Origin of the sequence: uncultured Bacteroides sp. (genome assembly GCF_902491285.1) — a bacterium.
Taxonomy (GTDB): Bacteria; Bacteroidota; Bacteroidia; order Bacteroidales; family Bacteroidaceae; genus Bacteroides.
In genome coordinates, this window is record NZ_CABUHK010000043.1 from 1 (window position 1) to 24,648 (window position 24,648).

Sequence of the window (24,648 nt, forward strand, 5' to 3'; positions counted from 1 at the left end):
ATGATATGATAACAACCCAGTTGCTTCGTCCTGAAAGCATTGTTGTAGTAGGGGCATCGAATAATGTACATAAGCCGGGTGGCGCAATATTGAAGAATTTGATAAACGGAGGTTATCAGGGAGAACTTCGGGCGGTGAACCCGAAAGAGAAGGAAGTTCAGGGAGTGCCTGCCTTTGCGGACGTGAAAGATCTGCCTGATACGGACTTGGCGGTATTGGCTGTGCCTGCCGTGATGTGTCCCGATATTGTGGAAACATTGGCTAGTACAAAGCAAACTCGTGCGTTTATCATATTATCTGCCGGATTTGGCGAGGAAACTCATGAGGGGGCGTTGCTGGAAGAACGAATATTGGAAACAGTCAATAAGTACGGTGCTTCACTGATTGGTCCTAATTGCATCGGTTTGATGAACACCTGGCATCACAGTGTGTTCAGCCAGCCTATTCCTAATCTGAATTTGAAAGGAGTGGATTTAATTTCCAGTTCCGGTGCTACGGCGGTATTTATCCTTGAGAGTGCCGTAACCAAAGGATTGCAGTTCAATTCCGTCTGGTCGGTGGGAAATGCCAAGCAGATTGGTGTGGAGGATGTACTGCAATTCATGGATGAGAACTTCGACCCTGAGAAAGACTCCCATATCAAACTACTCTATATTGAAAGTATTCAGAATCCGGACAGATTATTGTTTCATGCTTCTTCCTTGATAAGAAAAGGATGTAAGATTGCGGCGATAAAGGCGGGAAGTTCGGAAAGTGGAAGTCGTGCGGCTTCTTCACATACGGGAGCTATTGCCAGTTCCGATTCTGCTGTTGAGGCTTTGTTCCGTAAAGCGGGGATTGTGCGTTGTTTCTCCCGTGAAGAACTGACCACCGTTGGCTGTGTATTTACTCTGCCGGAATTGAAGGGAAAGAACTTCGCCATTATCACTCATGCCGGCGGACCGGGGGTGATGTTGACAGACGCACTGAGCAAAGGCGGGTTGAATGTGCCGAGGCTCGAAGGCGAACTGACGGAAGAACTGAAAGTGCAACTTTTCCCCGGTGCTGCTGTTGGAAACCCGATTGATATTCTTGCTACGGGAACTCCCGAACACCTGCGCCTCTGCATTGATTACTGCGAAGAGAAATTTGAAAATATAGATGCCATGATGGCTATCTTCGGAACACCGGGATTGGTCACCATGTTTGAGATGTATGACGTGCTTCATGAGAAGATGCAGGTTTGCAGCAAACCGATTTTCCCGATCCTGCCTTCCATCAATACCGCCGGAGCGGAGGTTGCGGCATTTTTGGCGAAAGGACACGTGAACTTTGCAGATGAAGTGACACTCGGGACGGCCCTTTCGCGTATTGTCAATGCTCCTAAACCGGCAGTCCCGGAAATAGAATTGTTTGGAGTGGATGTTCCGAGGATTCGTCGTATTATCGATTCGATTCCGGAAGACGGATATATCGAACCTCATTATGTGCACGCATTGCTTCATGCAGCGGGTATTTCGTTGGTAGACGAGTTTGTTTCGGATAACAAAGAGGAAGTAGTCGCTTTCGCCCGCCGATGTGGTTTCCCGGTAGTGGCAAAAGTCGTTGGTCCCGTACATAAATCGGATGTTGGCGGAGTGGTATTGAACATCAAAAGTGAGCAACATCTGGCTTTGGAGTTTGAACGTATGATGCAGATTGCTGACGCGAAGGCAATCATGGTGCAACCGATGCTGCGAGGTACAGAACTCTTTATCGGTGCGAAGTATGAAGAGAAGTTCGGGCATGTAGTGCTTTGTGGTCTGGGAGGTATCTTTGTGGAAGTATTGAAAGATGTATCTTCCGGTTTGGCTCCGCTTTCTTACGAAGAGGCTTATTCAATGATTCATTCATTACGTGCTTATAAGATAATCCAGGGAACACGTGGACAGAAAGGAGTGAATGAGGATAAATTTGCGGAAATTATAGTCCGTCTGTCTACCTTGCTCCGGTTTGCGACAGAAATCAAAGAAATGGATATAAACCCGCTTTTGGCGACTGAGAAGGCTGTTATTGCAGTCGATGCACGTATCAGAATAGAGAAATAGGACGATTTTTTCATTCATTGAGACGTATTTATTATCTTTCGATTGTTATTTTGCCTACATTTGGTAACTCAAACGGGAAGATAGAAAACACGTATGTTATGAAGAAAGCACTGATACTTTTACTCTGTTTAATTTGCTATCAGATAAGCTGCCATGCGCAAGTGGCGGACGAGCATTATTATTTCAAAAACCTGAGCGTGCAGAACGGATTATCCCAAAACACAGTCAATGCGATTCTGCAGGATAAACAAGGGTTTATGTGGTTCGGTACGAAAGACGGGCTGAACAGATATGACGGTTTGTCGTTCCGCAAATTCAAGCACGATGACCGTAGCCAACGAAGTATCGGCAACAATTTCATCACAGCGCTTTATGAGGATGAGAAAGGAAATATCTGGGTAGGCACGGATGTGGGGCTTTATATTTATTATCCGGAAAAAGACTTTTTCGAGCATTTCATCGGGCTGAGCGCGGAAAATACGAAAATAGAACATACTGTGACTGCAATCTCCGGCGACAATCAAGGTTGTGTCTGGGTAGCAGTGGAATCTCAGGGACTCTTTTGCTATGAACTGGAAAAAGAAAGGCTTCGGAACTATACGTTAGAAAACTTCTCTTTTCTTACCACCAATGTGCAGACTTTTGCCTTCGATAATAGTGGAACCCTTTGGATAGGCTGTTACGGTGACGGGCTTTTCTATTCGAAAGACCGCCTGAAAACGCTTCATCCTTACCTCTCTCCGGTAGATAATAAAGAAACTTATGCGAACGATGTAGTGACCTGTCTTGTGAAGGGTGCGTACAACTGTCTGTATGTGAGTTCTTTGAAAGGTGGAGTGAAGGAACTGAACCTGACTTCAAACAAATTGCATGATTTACTTTTGGCAGATGAGTCCGGAGAGTCTGTCTTTTGCCGTGAGCTGCTGGTTGCTTCTGACAATGAATTGTGGATTGGCGCTGAATCGGGGCTTTATATTTATAATCTCCGGCTGGGGAAATTTGTTCACTTGCGCAGTTCGATCAATGACCCTTATTCCTTGTCCGATAATGCTATTTATTCGCTGTGTAAAGATCGTGAAGGTGGTATCTGGATTGGTTCTTATTTCGGTGGCATAAACTATTACCCCCGTTTCTATACGAACTTTGAGAAATATTATCCGAAAGGGACAGAAAACGGGCTGCATGGAAAGCGGGTACGTGAATTCTGCCAGGATAATCAGGGAATCTTGTGGATTGGCACGGAAGACGGTGGTTTGAACCGCTTTAACCCGAAGACCAAGACTTTCTCTTTCTTCACGCCAAGCAATGCCTTTACGAACGTGCACGGGTTGTGTCTGATTGGCGACCATCTTTGGGTGGGAACTTTCTCGAAAGGGGTGAAAGTGGTAGATACACGCACGGGAGCTATTGTGAAAACATATCAGAAAACTGATTCGCCCCGTTCTTTGATAGATAATAGTGTTTTTTCCATCTGCAGGACAACGACGGGAGATGTTTATTTAGGCACATTGTTCGGCCTGTTGCGTTATAATAAGCAGTCCGATGATTTTGACCGGATTCCGGAGCTGAATGGTCGGTTTGTATATGACATCAAAGAAGACTCCGGCGGAAACCTTTGGCTGGCGACTTATGCAAATGGGGCTTACTGTTATAATGTGAGTGAGAAGAAATGGAAGAATTACCTGCATGATGAAAACAACCCGAAAAGCCTTCCTTACGACAAGGTAGTGAGTATCTTCGAGGATTCCCACCGGCAGGTTTGGCTCACGACACAGGGCGGTGGCTTCTGTTTGTTCCATCCGGAGACAGAAACCTTCACCAGCTATAATCTGGCGGACGGATTGCCTAACGACGTCGTTTATCAGATTGTGGAAGACAAGGACGGGCTTTTTTGGCTGACAACTAATAATGGCTTGGTATGTTTTCAGCCTACCACCGGAGCAATGAAAGTATATACCACTTCCAACGGTTTATTGGGCGACCAGTTTAATTATCGTTCAAGTTTTGAAACGGAAGACGGTACAATCTATTTGGGAAGTATTGATGGTTTTGTAGCTTTCAATCCCAAGAATTTTTCAGAGAACAAGTCGCTTCCGTCTATTGTGATTACAGATTTTCTACTGTTTGGTAAAGATGTATATGTAGGTGAGCCCGGCTCTCCGTTGGAAAAGAGTATCACCTTTTCCGACGAACTTGTACTTCAATCCAATCAGAACTCTTTCTCTTTCCGTGTGGCGGCACTGGACTTCCAGGCTCCGAGGATGAGTAAGATTATGTATAAGCTGGACGGCTTTGATGCAGATTGGCTGACGGTGGGCGAGAGCCCTATTGTCACTTATTCCAATCTGCGGTATGGCAATTACACTTTCCGGGTGAAGGTTTCCAATAGTGACGGGGTGTGGAATGAAGAAGGGATAATTTTGAACATCCATATTCTCCCCCCCTTTTATTTTTCTATTTGGGCTTATGTTGTTTATGTATTGTTGATTGTTGGTTGCTCTGTCTATACATTCCTCTATTTTAAAAGACGGAGTAATAGAAAGCATCGTCGGCAAATGGAGAAATTCGAACAGGAGAAAGAACGGGAAGTATACCATGCAAAAATTGATTTTTTTACGAATGTAGCTCATGAAATACGTACTCCTTTGACTTTGATAAAAGGACCATTGGAAAATATTATTTTAAAGAAAGAAGTTGATCAGGAGACACGTGAAGATTTGGATATTATGAAACAGAATACGGAACGTTTGCTAAATTTGACAAATCAGTTGTTGGATTTCCGGAAAACAGAAAGTCAGGAGTTTCGATTAAATTTTGTTGAATGTAATATCACAGAGGTACTAAAGGAAACCCATAGACGTTTTACTTCTTTGGCTAAGCAGAAAGGTTTGAAATTCCTACTGAATGTGCCTGCACAGGATTTTTATGCGCATATTAATAGAGAGGCGTTTACTAAGATTGTAAGTAATTTGCTTAATAATGCAGTAAAGTATGCGGAAACTTATGTGCATATCTTTTTAGAGTTCGATGATAGTGAGGAGAAGATGCAATTCCATCTTCGTACAGTAAACGATGGGGTAATTATTCCGGATGAGATGAAGGAAGAGATATTTAAGCCATTTGTACGCTTTAACGAAAAAGATGATGGCAGAGTTACTGCTGGTACTGGTATTGGACTAGCTTTATCTCGCTCATTGGCAGAATTGCATCAGGGAAGTTTGATCATGTTGGAAGGGGAAGAAACGAATTGTTTCTATTTGACACTTCCGGTAGTACAAAACATGACGATTAAATTAGCTTCTGAAGTAACTGCCGGAATCGAATCTGTAATAGGAGCACATACAGAACAAGCTGAAGATATGGAAGATAGACCGACAGTGCTGATTGTAGAAGATAATCCTGATATGCTTGCTTTTGTGGCTCGGCAATTGGCGGATAGCTATGCTGTCTTGACTGCTACTAATGGTTCTGAGGCATTAGAAATATTAGATGGGCATTATGTAAGTCTAGTGATTAGTGATGTTGTTATGCCAGTTATGGATGGTTTTGAACTATGCAAGAAGATAAAATCAGATTTAACTTATAGTCATATCCCAGTGATTCTGTTGACGGCCAAAACGAATATTCAGTCAAAAATCGAAGGTATGGAGTTAGGTGCGGATGCTTATATTGAAAAACCTTTTTCTGTGGAATATTTACACGCTTGTGTTTCTAATTTAATTCAGAACCGGGAAAAACTGCGGCAGGCATTTACGCAATCTCCTTTTGTGGCAGCTAATACAATGGCATTAACTAAGGCTGATGAGGAGTTTATACAAAGATTGAATGAAGTGGTTCAAATGAATCTCAGCAATCCGGATTTCTGTATGGAAAATATGGCGGATGGTATGAATATGAGTCGTTCTAACTTCTATCGTAAGATAAAAGGGGTTTTGGACTTAAGCCCGAATGAGTATCTTCGTTTGGAACGCTTGAAAAAAGCTGCTCAATTATTAAAAGAAGGAGAAAATCGGATTAATGAAATTTGCTATACGGTAGGATTTAATTCTCCGTCCTATTTTTCTAAGTGCTTTCAAAAGCAGTTTGGAGTGTCCCCAAAAGATTTCGTTGGATAAATATCGGATATTATGGAACGAACTTCTATTAAATATTTTGTGAATAATAGTCCGGGATTAGATAGGAATATTTCCTCTGTGGGGTTTGAAGAGATTCCTCCTAATACTTCTTATCCTACGTATAATCATTCTGCCGGATATTATTTCAATCCTGATAAAGGGCGTGTTTTGAAGGAATATCAGTTAATATATGTCATAGATGGGGAAGGAGTGTTGGAGACAGGGAGTGGGGGCGTATTTACGATTAGGCGGGGGATGATATTTGTGTTGTTTCCAGGAGAATGGCACACGTATTATCCGAATTATCAAACGGGGTGGAGCCATTACTGGATTGGGTTTTGCGACTCTGAAGTTGATAATTGGATGAGGAATGAGTACTGTTCTCGAAAGAGTCCTGTTTTTAGAGTAGGCATCAATGACGAGATTGTTTCTTTGTTTAGAAAAGCTATTAATGTAGCCAATGAGGAGCTGAGTTTATATCAACAGGTGCTTGGTGGGTTGGTTACTTATTTGGTAGCACTGATGTGTAGCATTGATAAGAATCGTCGGGTAGAAACCGACGACTTTTCTTCTAAGATAGATTATGCTTGTGTACTTATGCGGGAATTAATAGATCAATCTGTTTCTATGCAAGAGATAGCAGAAAAATCGGGAATGGGATATTCCCTTTTCCGTAAATTGTTTAAAGAGCGAATGCATTGTGCCCCGGTGCAGTATCTCCAGAATCTTAGAATACAAAAAGCTATTGAATTATTAACCACTACAACTATTCCTATAAAAGAAATAGCTTATCAATTAAATTTTGAATCGCCTGCCTATTTCTCTGCCCGCTTTAGAAAACAGACGGGGAGATCTCCTGTAGAATATCGAGATGAATTTTGTAGCAAATAGTTATATTATTCTGGCAATAATTGAAAGCTCTTCTGTAGAATAGTTTCTAAGTTTGTATCGTAACTAAAAAATAGAATTATGATGCAGAATAAAGTGAAAATAGGGCTTTTGGGAGTTGGACTGGATACATATTGGGGGCAGTTTGAGGGACTTCTTCCCCGCTTATTGGCTTATCAGGAGGAAATATGTGCGGGTATTGAGCAGATGGATGTAGAAGTAATTAACGTAGGAATGGTGGACTCCCCGCAAAAAGCAGGGGAAAGTGCATTATTGCTTAAACAAGCGGATGTCGAATTTGTATTTTTGTTTATTTCTACTTATGCTCTTTCGTCTACAGTTTTGCCTGTTGCACAACAAGTTGGGAAACCTGTAATCATGTTGAATATGCAGCCTGTTCCTGCTATTAATTATCAGAAAGTCAATTCGATGGGGGATCGGGGAAAGATGACTGGGGAATGGTTAGCTCATTGCCAAGCTTGTTCTGTTCCGGAGTTTGCAAGTGTATTTAACCGGTCGGGTATTAGATATGATATCATAACAGGGTATTTGTCTGATCAATTGGCATGGAAAGAGATCGCTTCTTGGGTAGATGCTGCGCGTGTGGTAGGTGGAATGCGTAAGAACCGCCTGGGGATTTTAGGACATTATTATTGTGGAATGCTGGATGTTTATACGGATGTAATGCAGCAAAGCGCAACATTCGGAACGCATGTGGAATTGTTGGAGATGTGTGAATTAAAAGCTTATAGGGATGAGGTGACGGATGCTGATTTGAGACGTAAGTTAAATGAGTTTTATGATAAATTTGATGTAGAAACATCGTGTGAGTCGGATGAACTAGTAAGGGCGGCACGTACTTCTGTTGCTTTGGATAAACTGGTGGAAGCTCATCGATTGGGGGCGATGGCTTATTATTATGAGGGTTTTAATGGAAATGATTATGAGAATATTGTTACTTCGGTTATTGCAGGTAATACTTTGTTGACAGGGCATGGGATACCTGTTGCGGGAGAATGTGAGGTAAAGAACGCACAAGCGATGAAGATAATGTCATTATTGAAAGCTGGAGGCTCTTTCTCTGAATTTTATGCGATGGACTTTAATGATGATATTGTTATGCTGGGGCATGATGGACCGGCGCACTTTGCCATTGCCGAAGAAAAAGTAAAACTAGTGCCGCTTCCGTTGTATCATGGTAAGCCGGGAAAAGGATTGTCTATTCAGATGACTGTAAAGCCGGGAAATGTTACGTTATTGTCTGTTTGTGAAGGAAAAGACGGAGTTTTCTTGTTAGCGGCAGAAGGAGAAGCAGTACAAGGAGAAACATTACATATCGGCAATACTAACAGCCGTTATCGTTTCCCATGCGGAGCTCGTCGTTTTATGGATATGTGGAGTAAGGCAGGACCATCACATCATTGTGCGATTGGGGTAGGACATAAAGTATCGGAACTAAAAAAGCTTGCGTTTCTTCTGAATATTCCTATTGTTATAATTGAGTAAGATAATTTCCTTTTAATAACTGTAAAATCATCTTATAATTATGGATAGAAGGACGTTTTTAAAATCTGCAGGAGCTAAGGGGGCGGTTGTAATGGCTACTTCTGTTGTGGGTACGGAAATGTTACATGCAACAGAAGTCTTGGAGGAAAGGACTATTTTAACACCTAAACAACAAGCGACAGTGCCTCGGCTGCCGGAAGATCTGAATACGTTGGTAGGCGATGTCGCTTTACTGGATAAACCTCAAAATCTGACAGTAGCTTGCTATACATTCCCTAATTATCATGCTTCTGCCATACATGATAAAATTTATGGACCGGGATGGACAGAATATAATCTTGTAAGGAGTGCTCGTCCATGGTATCCAGGGCATGCTCAACCTAGGGGACCATTGCTGGGTGAACTCGATGAAAGTAAACCGGGGACATGGGAAAAATATAATGATTTATGTAAACAGAGTGGAATTGATGTTCTTATCTGGGACTGGTACTGGTATAATAATGAACCTTGTTTGCATGAAGCATTGGAGAATGGCTTTTTACGTGCTTCTAACAGGAATGACGTGAAGTTCGCATGTATGTGGACCAATCATCCTTGGTATGTGCTATACCCTACCTCTATGACGAATGGACATAATGCTTATCCACCCAGTTTTGCACCTGCAGATAGTTCTTTGAAAGAGTGTTGGCAAAGCTTATCATATATTATATCCAGGTATTGTCATTTGGAAAATTATTGGAGAATAGATGGAAACCCCGTGATTTGTATTTGGGATCCTAACCGTTTGGAAAAGAAGATAGGAGTGTCTCAGACTAAACAATTATTTGCGGAATTAACAGAATTCGCCAGGAAGCTGGGGCATAAAGGCTTGCATTTTCATTCTTCAGGATTTTATTCCCCTAATTCTAAATATGTGGGTTATAGTACGGCAGGCTCTTATAATCCTTTTACATGGGTTGCTGATAATTATCAGCCTAAAGATGTAGAATTACCGGACTATGGAATAGCGGCTGCGGATGTTGCTTTTAAACTGTGGCCGAAACATCATCATGATTTTGAGATTCCTTACTTGCCTTCTCTTTCTCCGGGATGGGATTCTACTCCTCGATATATCCCGCCACTGGCACGACCTGATAAACCTAATCGGGATAAATGGCCTACTTGTGTGATTCTGGAGGGTGAGAACCCGGCATCTTTTAAGGCATTAGTACAGTCGGCTTTTGCCTATTTAAACAAACATAAAGATGTACCTCCAATTTTGACTATTGCATGTTTTAACGAATGGACTGAAGGACATTACTTGTTACCAGATAATCGCTTCGGATACGGAATGCTTGATGCTTTGGCAGAGGCTTTGGGTAAGGAGAATAATCACTCAATACATGGTATATGACCTGTGTGAATAGCTATATATATTCTAGAGGAATGTGTATGGGACGTTTGTTTTATTAATTGGGATATTTATTTTATCTTGGAATGCTCGAATTGCCTACATTTGTAACATGGAACAAACTCCCAATAATACTAATAACATGAAAACATTTATAAACTCAGATAGATTTGAAATAATGAAGAAAGCAACCTTATTTTTATTGTTGTTCTGTTTTGTAACTACTGGTTATTCACAGGTAACTCTGTCAGATAAACAGCAGGACAAAAAAAGTTTTCCAATCGTTACTTCTGCTGCTAAAGCAGTGGTTTGTTATGATGAAGCAGATGCGGAAGTGGTCAGAAGAACGGCAGGGCTGTTGGTGGAAGATGTAAATCGAGTCACTAATAAAAAATTGAAATTGGTATCTGATTTGCCGTCTAAACAAGAGTATATTATTCTAGCCGGAACTTTGGGAAAGAATAAAGCAATAGATCGGTTAGTGGTGAATAAGAAGATTGACGTTAGTAGAATTCGTAATGGCTGGGAACAATATGCGATTGATTTAATAGATAATCCTTTCCCGGGAATAAAAAAAGCATTGGTCGTAGTTGGTTCTGACCGTCGGGGAACAGCTTATGGATTGTTCTCTATTTCTGAAACCATTGGAGTATCTCCCTGGTACTGGTGGGCAGATGTTCCGGTAGTCAAAAAGAAATCTTTATGCTTGAATGTAAATACCTTCTCGTCTAAGACACCTTCTGTCAGATATAGGGGAATCTTTATTAATGACGAGGATTGGGGATTAAAACCATGGGCTTCTAAGAATTTTGAACCGGAGGTCGGAGATATAGGACCAAAAACCTATGCGAAGATTTGTGAGTTGTTGCTTCGTTTGAAAGCTAATTATTTGTGTCCGGCCATGCATTCTTGTACGAAAGCATTTAATCATTATCCGGATAATAAATTAGTGGCGGATAGTTTTGCAATTGTCATGGGGTCAGTGCATTGTGAACCATTATTGTTTAATAATGCTTCGGAATGGGATCAGAAAACAATGGGAGAATGGAACTATGTGACTAATCGAAACGGCATTAATAAGGTTTTGCGTAAGCGGGTGAATGAGAATGGTAAATTTGAGAATGTGTACACGCTGGCTATGCGTGGAATTCACGATGCTGTGATGGCTGGTAATTTAACATTGGAAGAACAGGCACGTGTATTGGAAAAAGCTTTTGATGATCAACGCGAGATTTTGTCTAGTGAAATTAATAAACCGGCTGACCAAATTCCGCAGGCATTTACTCCCTATAAAGAAGTATTGGAAACGTATGACCATGGAATGAATGTACCTGATGATGTTACTTTGGTGTGGTCGGAAGATGACTTTGGATATATGAAGCGTCTTAGTAATTCAAAAGAACGGAAACGCTCAGGGCGTTCGGGGGTTTATTATCACGTTTCTTATTGGGGACCTCCAAAACATTATCTTTGGATAGCTTCTACGCCCCCTACACTGATGTATGAGGAGTTGGAAAAGGCTTATCGTTCTACCGCCGACAGACTTTGGGTTGTGAACGTGGGTGATATTAAGCCGGCAGAATATCATATAAATTTATTCATGGATATGGCTTATGATATTGAAAGCTTTAATTATGATAATATTAATGCACATAGTGTTGATTTTCTTTGCCGTATATTCGGTGAAAAATATAGGGAAGATCTGACTGATATCCAGCAAACTTATTTTCAGTTGGCTTTTGCCCGGAAACCTGAATATATGGAGCGGAGTACGGATACGGAATTCTCTATTCAGAATTACAAGGAGGTTGAGAGAAGATTAGCCGCCTATGAACGTATTGCCGCAAAAGCGGAGAGAATATTAAAAGAACTGAATAAAGAGGCGGTACCGGCATTTTTCCAGTTGGTATATTATAATGTTAAAGGAGCGGCCTTAGTGAATCAGATGACATTAGGCGGGCAGAAGAATCGTCTTTATGCTACTCAACAAAGAGCGACTGCTAATTTAATGAGAGATAAAGTTAAAGTGTATGGGGATAGCTTGGTTTTGATAACAGAACAATACAATTCATTATTAAATGGTAAATGGAAAGGTATGATGTCTTTGATTCATGGTGGAGCTCGTTCTTTCGGACGTGCAAAAGTTGATTCGGTGACATTAGAATCTGTCCCTACATTAGGCGTATCTTGTGAGGGAGAGGATAATAAGAAAGGTGTAATGAGCTTTCATACAATACCCTGTTTTAATAAATACCTTCCAGATGCTCATTATATTGATGTTTTTAATAAAGGGGTGGGAAGTTTGAAATGGAAGGCTGCTCCTTCTGCGCCTTGGATTCTGATTGATAAGAAAGCCGGGAAGACACTTTATGAGGATCGAATTACGGTTTCTGTAGATTGGAGTAAAGCTCCAGTTGGTGAAAGTGGTTCTGGGTTTGTAGATATTTATACAGATAATAATGAAAAGGAAACTGTATATGTGTCTGTATTTAATCCTGCTGACCCTTCAGTTGAAGAATTGAAAGGATTATATGTCGAGAATAACGGTTATGTATCTATTGATGCTGCAAAGTTTCATAGAAAGCAGGAAATTGGTGAGATTAAGTTCGATATAGTAGATGGGCTTGGATTCGACAATAAAGTTGTTCGTTTAGGAGATCCTTTTGCGAAAACACCTTATTATGACGGGTTACTGCTCACGTCCAATTATGTTGCTCCAGTGCGTGGCAATAAGTTTCCGGTACTGGAATATGACTTCTATTCTTTCCAAACTGGTCCTGTAGATGTATATACTTATATGTTGCCTATTTTCCCATTGGATAATGAACATGGTTCACGTTATGGTGTAATGGTCGATAATAGTCCTGTATACTTGCCGGAAGCAGGTGCACCTTATTATAGTACTCTATGGATTCAGAGTGTGCTGAGAAACTGTAGAATCAATAAGACTACTCATTTTATTGATAAACCGGGTAAGCATACGGTGAAAATTTATTGTGGCCATCCCGGAATGATGTTACAAAAAATTGTAGTTGATTTCGGAGGGTTGAAGAAATCGTATATGGGACCTGAATCGACCAGAATAAACTGAAAGAGATATGACAAAATTAAGATTGATATTATGGGGGTTGGCTGTAATAGCTTGTATGCCTGTTACCTTTGGTCAAGTAGTCTTGACTAAAGGTAACAGCAAAGCCAACGAATTTGGTATGATAAATCGGAAAAGTAATGCTCATCTTTATTTTGATGAACAAGACTTTGAAGTGGTAAAAAAGGCAGCTAATTTGTTTTCAGATGATGTGCAATTAGTGACAGGAAAGAAAATGCAAGTAGAAGCTACAAAAAACAAGTTAGCTTCGAATAGCATAATTGTAGGAACACTTGGACATAATGAATTGATAGACAATTTGGTTGCTAGAAATAAATTAGACGTCAAGGCATTAGAAAATCAATGGGAGAGTTATTTGATAGAAGTCGTTCGTAATCCTTTCCCTGGAGTTAATAAGGCTTTAGTTATTGTTGGTAGCGATCGTCGAGGTACTGCTTATGGATTGTTTTCTATATCTGAGATAATAGGGGTTTCTCCTTGGTATTGGTGGGCAGATGCTCCTGTAGCCAAACATACTGAACTAAATCTTAAAGTAGATAAAATAATCTCTAAAGAACCTACAGTGAAATATCGTGGTATTTTTATTAATGATGAAGACTGGGGATTATTACGTTGGGCAAAGAATACATTTGAAAAAGAGCGTGGAAATATTGGTCCTAAAACGTATGCCAAGGTTTGTGAACTTCTTTTGCGTTTGAAGGCGAATTATTTGTGCCCGGCAATGCACGAGGCTTCTACTGCATTTAATAAAATACCAGAAAATAAACTAGTTGCCGACAGCTTTGCTATTGTTATGGGGTCTGTACACTGTGAACCATTATTGTTTAATAATGCTAGTGAATGGGATAAGAAAACAATGGGGGAGTGGGATTATGTTAATAATAAAGAAACACTTAACAGGGTGTTAAAACAGCGTGTCACAGAAAACTCTCTTTATGAGAATGTCTATACGCTTGCTTTACGCGGACTTCATGATAAAGCGATGGGGGGAAGTAATGATATGAAGGAGCGTGTGAAGATGTTGGGTGAGGCTTTAAAAGATCAGCGTCAGCTTTTGACAGATGTTATTAAAAAGCCTGCTGATGAAATTCCGCAAGCTTTCACTCCTTATAAAGAGGTGTTGGATGTATATAGTGCCGGTTTGGATTTGCCGGAGGATGTAACTATCATCTGGCCGGATGATAATTACGGATATATGAAACGTTTGAGCAGTCCTCGTGAGCAAAAACGTTCGGGGCGTGCGGGAGTCTATTATCACGTTTCTTATTTGGGTAAGCCTCACGATTATCTATGGATGAGTACTACTCCGCCTGCATTGATGTATGAAGAACTTCGCAAGGCTTATGATGCAACAGCCGACCGAATCTGGTTGTTGAATGTCGGGGATATAAAATCATGCGAATCTTCTATGGATCTGTTTTTGACAATGGCCTATGATATTGACTCATTTAATTATGATAATATTTCTCTTTATCAGGCTCGCTGGTTATCCAAAATGTTTGGTAATAGATATTATGATGATTTTGTAGATATAACGAATACGTTTTATCACCAGGCATTTTCTCGTAAGCCCGAGTTTATGGGATGGGGATATCAATGGTCAACTAATAGGCATGGAAAAGAACGTAATACTGATACAGATTTCTCATTTGCCAATTATCAGGAAGCAGACTCACGATTAGCTGCTTATGATCGTATTGGGGCAAAGGTTGAGCGTATTTTGAGTGAATTGCCGGAAGAACAGAAAGCTGGTTTTTATCAATTACTTTATTATCCGGTGAAAGGTTGCGAACTGATGAATAAAATGGTCTTGAATGGGCAAAAGAATAGATGGTATGCTTTGCAACAAAGAGCAGCGGCAAATGAACTAAAAAATCAGGTAAAGGTTTATTATGATAGTTTACAAACGATCACTCAAGGGTATAATTCTTTGTTGAATGGAAAATGGAATCATATAATGACAACACGTCAAGGGTTTGCTGCTTCCTATTTTGAATTACCTAAGTTGGAGACGGTAACATTATCTAATACCCCTTCTTTAGGAGTGTGGGTAGAAGGGGAAGATGTATTGAAAGGAAAAAGTAGTTTTCATATGCTGCCTGTGTTTAATACCTATTTACGTCAACCGTATTTTTTTGATGTCTTTAATAAAGGTAAAGGCTCATTAAACTGGAATATTAAAACTTCAGAAAATTGGATACAGGTGAATAAAGAAAAAGGAAGTACAGCTTCTGAAGACCGGATATGGGTCTCTGTAGATTGGACAAAGGTGCAGTCTGGAGAACGTATCTCGGGTATGATTGAGGTCACTGCTGATGGTGTGGGAAAAGAAAATATATACGTTTCTGTTTTTAATCCTTCTTCTCCTTCATTAACAGAAATGGATACTTTGTTTGTCGAACACAATGGGTATGTCTCAATAAATGCGGCAGATTATCATAGAAAGGTTGAGAATGACGCTATTAAGATTATGACAATCCCTAATCTAGGCTTTGAGAATGCTTCTGTTCAATTAGGTAATCCTATTGCGCCTATGCAAAGAACCGGAAGTAGTATTGTACCGAGAGTTGAATATGATTTCTATACTTTCGGGCAAGGATCAGTGGATGTATATACTTATGTGTTGCCAACCTTTACATTAAGTGCTGATAAGGGGTATGCAGGTCATGAAGCTACTAATATTGAAACACGATATGGCGTATGTATTGATGATGGCCCGGTAATGAACCCCTCGACTTCTTCTTTCGAGTATGCACAAATCTGGTATGAGAGTGCCTTGAAAAATTGTCGTATTAATAAAACGACATTGCATATCAATAAACCGGGAAAACATACAATAAAAGTTTTGTGTGGCGATGCTGGTACTGTATTGCAGAAAGTTGTATTGGATTTTGGAGGAATGAAACGTTCATATTTAGGGCCAAAGCCGACAAAAGCGAAATAAAGGATTCGGATTATATATAAAATCAATAATGATTTACAAGAAAGCTACGTATAACACTTGTACGTAGCTTTTTTATATCTTATAGATGCTTTTGAGACGTATTTTCTATTTATTGGGATGTTTATTTCATTCTTAAATAATCGAATAACATACTTTTGCGTCAGTGAAATAACCCGATTATTAATTATAAATGGTTAACTTGTATTATGAGAATCAACACAGTCTTGCTTGTGCTATGTGCACTACTGTTCATCAGTTGTAATGATGATGAGCAGATGCAGTATGCAAAGATCTATTTCCCGCTAGCTACGTGGGCAGAAAAAAACGACTTTTTTATTGCTGATTTTAATTATGAGAAAGATACGACCTTCATTATTGGTGCGTATTGTGGGGGAAGTATCCCTGTTCCCCAAGAAGTGAAAGTTTCTATTGGCTTGGCAACTGATTCATTAAGGAGACTTCAAGCGAAAGACCCTTCTTTTGCAGATTATGAAGTACTTCCTGAAGGTAGTTATGAAATTACTCCGGTGGATATGGTCGCAGTGATAAAGAAAAATACTAATAGGGGGGATTTGCAAGTTGTTTTTCATACTACCAATTTGGATCCGGCCAAACGATATGTATTGCCTTTGTATATGAAATCTGCCTCTCATTATGAACTGGCTCCACAGCATGGTTATCTTTTTTTTGGAATCAAGAAACAATAATTTAGCCTTATAGATGATGAAAAACTGTATTAAGTTTCACTTATTATCGAAACAAACTGTTTTTTTTAAACTGCTTTGTTTTGCTGTTTTTTGTAATTGCAGCTTTTATGCCTCAGATGTGTTTGCACAAAAAAAGAAGCAAATAATAGTAAGAGGTAAAGTCGTTGACCCTAAAGGTGAAGCATTACAAGATGTACTGGTAGATGTGAAAGAAACCTTAGGGTTTGTTCTCACAGATAAAGAAGGACGATTTACGATTGCTGTACCTGATGAAGAATCAAGCCTCATATTTACATTAGATGACTATGAAAGGGCTACTGTTCAAGTCGGGAAAAAAAGAGACTTGAGTTTGACACTTTTTAAAGCGGTAGAAAAATATGAAGATAGAACCATAAACTTAATGTATGGTACACAGAAAGAGTCTCGATTAGTAACGGCTGTGGAAACAGTGCGTGGGGAACAAATAGAAAATGTCCCGGTCATGTTTCAAAATGCAGCAATTGCCGGTTTGATGATGGGCGTTCAAACAATTCAGACTACTGGTTTGCCCGGAGCGGATAACGCTAGTTTGTATGTGCGCGGACAGCGCTCTTGGCGCAGTGGTTCTCCCGTTGCATATGTGGATGGGCATTTGCGTTCTTTCTCTCTGCTCGATCCACACGAAATAGAATCTATTTCGGTATACAAGGATGCAGGTTCTCTTTCTATTTTAGGACTAAGGGGGGCTAATGGAGCATTTATGGCGACCACTCGCCGTGGTAAAGAGGGAAAGCCTGTTATACGTTTCAATGCGCAATTGAGTATTTCAAAACCGACACAAATGCCGGAATATTTAGACTCATATCATTATGCACAATTGTATAATGAGGCTTATCTTAATGACAATCCGGGAGCAGAGCCGGTATATAAGCAAGAAGATTTTGATTTGTATGTGAGTGGCGAGTCTCCTTATACTCATCCAAATGTAGACTGGGTTGGTGAACTCTTGAAAAAACAGACAATCGCTCAACGATATAATTTAAGTATTCAAGGAGGAAGTTCCAAGGCTAAATATTTTGTAAATTTCTCCTACCTTCATAATGATGGTTTGTATAAGACTGATGGCTTGAATACTTATAATACGAATGCTAACTTCCAAGCGTATTCAATTCGTTCTAATGTTGATGTATCATTAACTAAAGACTTATTATTGTCAGTTGATCTTTTTGGACGGCAACAATTGAGGAATAACCCGGGGGGATCGATGAGTGCGGACGTACTGTTCAAGACACTTTATTCGCTTCCCGCTAATATTTTCCCATTGAATTATGGTCCAGATAAGGTTGCGGGTACAAATGATTATCGCAAGAATCCTTATGGTATTCTGAACCATAGTGGATATTCAAAATACATTCACAGTACTATGGAGGCTTCTATGAAGGCAAATCAAAAACTGGATTTTATTACCAAGGGCTTAAGTGTATATGCTTCATTAGCCTTCGATGCTCGTTTTGATAATACAATTGATCGTAGCAAAGCATATATGGTATATGAGTATACTGGTAAAGATGCAGCTACAGGTGAAGATTTATTCACTACGTGGGGTGAACCAGGTAAGCAGGTAAATAAGAACTCTTTCGGTGACAGTAAAGTTAGAATCTTTGATGTGGAAGCAGGGGTGAATTATGCGCATATATTTGGAAAGAAACATGATGTCTCAGGATTATTGACATTTAATCGTAATCAGCAGACTACGGATACACAGCAGATGGCTAATTATCATCAAGGGCTATTTGGACGTGCGTCTTATGCTTTTGATTCTCGTTACTTGGCAGAGTTTTCTTTCGGGTATCAGGGGACAGAACAATTACCGAAAGAGAATCGTTATGGATTTTTCCCTGCAGTTTCATTGGGGTGGGTTTTGTCGGAAGAACCTTTCGTGAAAAATACTATTGGAAATGATTTGCTGAGTTTTGTGAAATTTTATGGCTCATATGGGTTGACAGCTACTGATGATGGTCTTCCTTATTTTTATTATTTACCTACTATGTCCAATAAAGGTTCAAGCCGCTATCATTTTGGTGTAAATGGAGCTAATGTTGGTGGATGGGGAGAAAATAGTGTGTTCAATCCTAATGTAACTTGGGAAGAGTCATTGAAATTAAATCTTGGTACTGATATTCGTTTATGGAAGGATCGCATAAGTTTAGGGTTTAATTATTTTAAGGAAAAGACGTCACAGATATTAACGACACGTTATACTGTATCTACTCTTTCGGGGTATGGCTTTGGAGGTCCTTTGGAAAATATCGGTAAAACGGAAAACAAAGGATATGAGGCACGTATTGCTTATGCTGATAGGAGGGGAGATTTTTACTGGACAGTAGGAGGCAATTTTAGTTTTATTGATAATACAATTCTGTTTAACGATGAACAACCATATCCATATGATTATCAGAAACGAACAGGAAACTCTATAAATGATTTATTTGGTTATGTTTCGGATGGGCTTTATATTGATGAACAGGATCGTCTTAATAGTCCCAAGACTGATTCTGGAGCAGCATATGCGGGGGATATAAAGTATCGTGACTTAAATGGTGATGGTGTTATTAATGAACAGGATCAGCGTAAAATTGGAGATGCAAATTTGGCAGAATGGAGTTATGGCTTTTTTGTTGGTGCTGCTTATAAAGGGTTTGATGTAAAGGCTCTTTTTACGGGAGTAGCTAATAGGGATTATACATATGGTGACCTTAATATCATGGCTTTTAAGAACGAAGCTGGAAATGGAAATGAATGGGGAGGCGGTAGTGTGCAAAAGTATCATTTGGAAAACCGTTATAATCCCCAAGATCCCTCAACTTGGCGTACTGCTAAATACCCTCGTTTGTCTTTATTAGGAGGAACTCATAATCGTTTGGATTCGGATTTTTGGCAAGATAATGGAAATTTCCTTCGATTGAAAACTTTGGAAATCGGTTATACGCTTCCGCAGAACTGGACTCGGAAAGTCAAAATCTCAAAGGCACGTATCTTTTATACAGGATATAACCTTTTTACTTGGCATAATATGCGTGTTATTGACCCAGAGAGCCAACCAGGGGCATGTAATTATCCGGTACAAAAAGTGTCAAGCTTTGGTGTGAGTCTTCAATTTTAATAGTTGTGAATATGAAAAAACAGATAATAATATTATTTGCTGGTTTGGCGTTATTATCCTCTTGTTATGATGCAATGAACGAGGTTCCATTAGAGAGGATGCCACCAGAAATAGCCTTTAAGGATAGCATAAAGGTAGAGATGTTTGTAAATGAGCTGTATGTTGGACTGAATACAGGCTTAGGAGGATATAATCGATTTGGCGGAGGTTCTGCTAACCAAAATAGTTTCTTCGATTGTGTGACAGATTTGGGAGTACTTTCTCCTGTTAGTACTAATACGGAGGTTAATAGTTTTACACGTGCTACTTTTCATTCAGGATCGGGAGGTAATAAAGACGCACGTTGGGCGGAGACTTATCAGTTGATACGTAAGACAAATATTGTTTTGGCATACATTCACTATTGTGAGACTTTGTCGGAAGCAAGAATGGCGCAGTATATTGGCGAGGCCAAATTACATAAGGCAATACTGCATTATGAAATGTTGAAGCGTTATGGAGGAATTTCTATTATGGATGAACTATTTGAAGGAGGTGATATTAATATTCCTCGTAATACCTTTGATGAATGTGTGGAATATATTGTTCGTTTATGCGATGAGGCTGCTGCCGGGCTGCCTTTACGCTATCCGGATAATGATTATGGACGTTTAACGAAAGGAGCCGCTTTAGGGCTGAAAGCCAGAGTTTTGCTTTACGCTGCCAGTCCCTTGTTTAATGAATCACCAATAGCTAATACAACTGAGCTACAACGTTATGCATCGCCTGAACGTACTCGTTGGGAGCGTGCGGCAAATGCAGCATATGATGTAATTAACCTAAGGTTACCGGATGGAACTCTTGCCTATGAACTTTATCCTTCATATGAACGACTTTTTTTCACTCGTGAAGGAAACCGTGAATTACTTATCATGAGGATGCAGGGACTGACTAATAATGTAGAGAAACGTAATGGTCCTGCTGGTTTTCCTGGAGCTACGGGAAATACCAGTTTGACGCAAGAATTTATTGATATGTTTGAATTGAAGAGTGGAAAATTACCTAAAGATGATCCTACTTATGACCCACAGAAACCGTGGGAAAACCGATGTGAGCGGTTTAAAGCATCTGTTCTTTATAATGGTAGTTCATGGTGGGACGGTGAGGTTGAAACATATGTTGGAGGAAAAGACTATACAGCATTAAATTCTACTGCAAAGGGATGTGTCACCGGATATACTTTGCGTAAACATTTGGATTCGGAAGTTCGAATTTCAGGTGTCGAAAAGAATACTTACCATGATTGGCCTATATTGCGTTTTGCTGAAATTTTGTTGAGTTATGCAGAAGCGGCAAATGAATATTATACAACATCTGATGATGAAATGGTAGATGATGAATTAATATATACCTATGTTAATTTGATACGTTCACGAGCTGGTTTACCTCCAGTTGAGAATAAAACGAAAGGAGAAATGCGTACTATTATTCACCGGGAGCGTACTGTTGAATTAGCTTTTGAGGAAATACGATATTTTGATTTACGTCGTTGGAGAGAGGCTGAGACTATATTAAATCGTCCTGTTCATGGTGTACAAATTATAAAGGATGAAAGTACGGGAGAGTTTGTTTATAGCAACCCAATTGAAGTGGAAGATCGGATTTTCCCTGAACGGTGTTATTATTATCCTATTCCTCAGAGTGAAATGAACAAGAATATGGCGTTAACTCAAAATCCTGGTTGGTAATTCAGTATTGTAGAATTAAATGAAAAACAAATTCATGAAGAAGTTTTTATTAACCTTAATAGTAGCAATAGCGGGCGGAGTATTCAGTTCGTTATACGCTCAATCATTTACGGTTACAGGTACAATTGTTGATATGAACGATGAAACTATGCCGGGAGTGAACATTGTAGAAACAGGCACTACAAATGGTGCTATTAGTGATGTAAATGGTAATTTTAGGATTACTGTATCAAGCCCTAAAAGTATTCTGGTTTTTTCTTTTATAGGATACGAGAATCAGGAAATAACAATAGGCAAACAGAGGAAATTAGATGTGAAAATGCTGGAGTCCGGTGTTAGTTTGGAAGAAGTGGTAGTAGTAGGATATGGTTCACAAAAGAAAGCTTCTGTTGTAGGCGCTATTTCTACTGCTGATGCTAAAGAATTGCAAAGTACTGGAACTACTAATCTGACACAGGCTATTGGAGGTAGAATCGCTGGAGTTATCTCCAGATCTCCTGGTGGACGCCCGGGCGATGATGATGCATCTGTATATATTCGTGGTGTTGCTAGTTATAATTCTGGTACTTCATCTCCATTGGTGTTAGTTGACGGGGTGGAACGTGATTACTCGCAGATTGATCCGGAAGATATTGAAAGTTTTTCTGTTTTAAAGGATGCTTCTGCTACTGCTGTATTTGGTGTGCGTGGAGCTAATGGAGTTATATTGATCACGACTAAGCGTGGTGAGACAAGTAAACCTGTGGTTGACCTGAGAGCATCGTTCACGATGAATACTCCAATTAATTTACCAGAAAAGTTAGGTTCTTATGATTTTGCACGTTTAAAAAACGAAGCATTGATGAATGTAGGTGAAGTACCAGAATATAGTGCTCATGATTTAGATATGTATCGTACAGGTACTAGTCCTTATACGCATCCGGATAATGATTATATTGGTGATTTATTGAAGAATGTTAGTACAAAGCAACAATATAATCTGACAGTGCGTGGTGGAACTCCTTTTGTCCGCTATTATGTGTCCGCTAATTATGTGGATGAGCAAGGTATTTATAAAACGTTTGAAAATAATGATTATAATTCGAATGTATATTTCAAACGTTATGGTATGCGTACCAATTTGGATTTTAATGTAACGAAGACTACCGTATTTGGGGTAGATCTTTCTGGAAGATTGGAAGAAAGGCATGATAATGATGCTGAAAAAGGTTTATATGAATCTATGGTTCGTTTGCCGCCTAATTATTTGAATTATGTGAATCCGGATGGAACTTATGGTGGTAAATTGAATGTAGTAAATCCTTATGCAGCATTATCTCGATATGGTTATAATCACTCAAAACGTAATGTGTTCGAAGCTGTAATAAAGCTGAAACAGAATTTGGATTTTGTAACTAAGGGGCTTTCTGCAAGAGCTATGTTTGGCTTTGTATCTACTATGGCATCTCGAAGAGATTTAACAGAACGCCCGGAATTGTGGGAATATACCAAAGATGGACAATATGTGATTGTAAGTGAGGAAACTCCAATTAAGATAGAAACTTCAGCTGGACCTCATCGGCGGAATATAACAACAGAATTTGCAGTTAACTATGACCGGAAATTTGGTTCTCATGCTATTACAGGATTGCTGGCGTTTAATCAATTGAGCCAATATAATAATGCGGCGTTACCTACTGGATATATAAACTATGTAGGGCGCATCACTTATGGTTATAAGAATAAGTATTTGGCTGAGTTTAATGCTGGTTATAATGGATCGGTTCAGTTTGCTGAAGGCAAACGATATGGCTTTTTCCCGGCTTTCTCTTTAGGTTGGGTTGTTTCAGAAGAGAAATTCTGGAATAAGGACAATAAGATTTTCAATTACATGAAAATTCGCGGCGCTTATGGTGAAGTTGGTAATGATAAAATAGGATCTGACAAATATTATTATTTGCAAACTTACCCTATGCTGACTTCCAACCGCCCTTCATTTGGTATTGAAAATAATCCGGAAAATCGTATTTATGAAGGAAAAGAAGGAAATGTAGATGTGACTTGGGAACGAGCTCGTAAATTAAATGTGGGTATTGATATGCGTCTCTTTAATAGTAAATTAGCAGTGACCATAGATGCTTTTACAGAAAAAAGAGTGAATATCCTTGATTACGATCGTTCAATATCAACTATTTATGGTATGCTGGGGGCTACTGATAGTACTAAGGGATTTCCCCCTCAGAATTTGGGAGAAGTCCGTAATTCTGGATTTGAATTTGATGTTTCATTTAATGATAAGATAGGAAAGGTATCTTATTATGTAAAAGGAAATGTGTCGTTTGCACGTAATAAGGTATTAAAGAAAGGTGAAGAACCTCAAACATATTCATGGACTTCTGGGATTGGTCGTAAGGTTAATCAGCGTTTTGGTATGATTGTTGATGGCTTTTATAATACTCAAGAAGAAATTGACGCCTTACCATCTAGTTTCTCCAGTAATTTGAAACTAGGAGACTTGAAATATCGGGATATAAATGGTGATGGCATGATTGATAGTTATGATGTAGCTCCGATTGGAAAAACTCGTTTGCCTGAGATTATGTATGGCTTGACTTTGGGTGGTAACTGGAAAGGTATTGATTGGCAATTATTCTTTCAAGGTGCAGCTATTACTGATCTTTATGTTAATGGATATGGTTATTGGGAATTCACTAATACTGGGAGTGTGATGAAACATCATTTAGGAAGATGGACACCGGAGAATAAGGAACATGCTACTTATCCAAGTTTATCTCCGACTACTTCTAAACAGAATCACAGGCTATCTACATTTTGGTTGAAGAATGGAAACTATCTTCGTTTAAAGAATATGCAGATTGGTTATACATTACCTTCTGTTTGGACAAAAAAAGCTAAGATAACATCTGCTCGTATTTATGTGAGTGGAACAAATTTGTTGACATTTGCAGGGTTTAAAGAATATGATCCAGAGTCTAATGACGGGGGAAATACTTCTTATCCCCAGATGAGAAACTATAGTGTGGGATTGAATCTTAAATTTTAAAATTTGTCAAA

At 39.4% G+C, this 24,648-nt stretch carries 11 protein-coding genes; all 11 read left to right on the forward strand.

Annotated features, from left to right (window positions below):
• Positions 1-5: 5 nt before the first annotated feature.
• The 11 genes from RDN93_RS12335 to RDN93_RS12385 all read left to right on the forward strand — a co-directional run bounded on the left by RDN93_RS12335 (position 6) and on the right by RDN93_RS12385 (position 24,637).
• Positions 6-2,066 (forward strand): acetate--CoA ligase family protein, encoded by a 2,061-nt coding sequence (locus tag RDN93_RS12335; protein WP_308745831.1) that lies wholly within the window; start codon positions 6-8, stop codon positions 2,064-2,066.
• Between the two features lie 98 nt (positions 2,067-2,164).
• Positions 2,165-6,181 (forward strand): two-component regulator propeller domain-containing protein, encoded by a 4,017-nt coding sequence (locus tag RDN93_RS12340; RefSeq protein WP_308745813.1) that lies wholly within the window; start codon positions 2,165-2,167, stop codon positions 6,179-6,181.
• Positions 6,182-6,193: 12 nt separating this feature from the next.
• A complete protein-coding gene (locus tag RDN93_RS12345) occupies positions 6,194-7,072 on the forward strand; it encodes an AraC family transcriptional regulator (RefSeq protein WP_308745814.1) in 879 nt (292 codons plus the stop codon).
• Positions 7,073-7,150: 78 nt separating this feature from the next.
• Positions 7,151-8,575: an L-fucose/L-arabinose isomerase family protein gene (locus RDN93_RS12350; RefSeq protein ID WP_308745815.1), complete on the forward strand. Its 1,425-nt coding sequence runs from the start codon at positions 7,151-7,153 to the stop codon at positions 8,573-8,575.
• A 40-nt stretch (positions 8,576-8,615) separates the two neighbouring features.
• Entirely contained in the window at positions 8,616-9,968 is a 1,353-nt protein-coding gene (locus tag RDN93_RS12355; protein ID WP_308745816.1) for a glycoside hydrolase family 99-like domain-containing protein, read from the forward strand.
• Positions 9,969-10,143: 175 nt separating this feature from the next.
• Positions 10,144-13,056: a glycosyl hydrolase 115 family protein gene (locus RDN93_RS12360; RefSeq protein WP_308745832.1), complete on the forward strand. Its 2,913-nt coding sequence runs from the start codon at positions 10,144-10,146 to the stop codon at positions 13,054-13,056.
• A 7-nt stretch (positions 13,057-13,063) separates the two neighbouring features.
• Positions 13,064-16,018: a glycosyl hydrolase 115 family protein gene (locus RDN93_RS12365; RefSeq protein ID WP_374047409.1), complete on the forward strand. Its 2,955-nt coding sequence runs from the start codon at positions 13,064-13,066 to the stop codon at positions 16,016-16,018.
• A gap of 206 nt (positions 16,019-16,224) precedes the next feature.
• The gene (locus RDN93_RS12370) at positions 16,225-16,725 is read left to right on the forward strand and encodes a DUF1735 domain-containing protein (protein WP_308745817.1); all 501 of its coding nucleotides are present in this window, start codon (positions 16,225-16,227) and stop codon (positions 16,723-16,725) included.
• Between the two features lie 13 nt (positions 16,726-16,738).
• Positions 16,739-19,867: a TonB-dependent receptor gene (locus tag RDN93_RS12375; RefSeq protein ID WP_308745818.1), complete on the forward strand. Its 3,129-nt coding sequence runs from the start codon at positions 16,739-16,741 to the stop codon at positions 19,865-19,867.
• 11 nt (positions 19,868-19,878) lie between these two features.
• Entirely contained in the window at positions 19,879-21,594 is a 1,716-nt protein-coding gene (locus RDN93_RS12380; RefSeq protein WP_308745819.1) for a RagB/SusD family nutrient uptake outer membrane protein, read from the forward strand.
• A 34-nt stretch (positions 21,595-21,628) separates the two neighbouring features.
• Positions 21,629-24,637: a TonB-dependent receptor gene (locus tag RDN93_RS12385; RefSeq protein WP_308745820.1), complete on the forward strand. Its 3,009-nt coding sequence runs from the start codon at positions 21,629-21,631 to the stop codon at positions 24,635-24,637.
• Positions 24,638-24,648 lie beyond the last annotated feature (11 nt).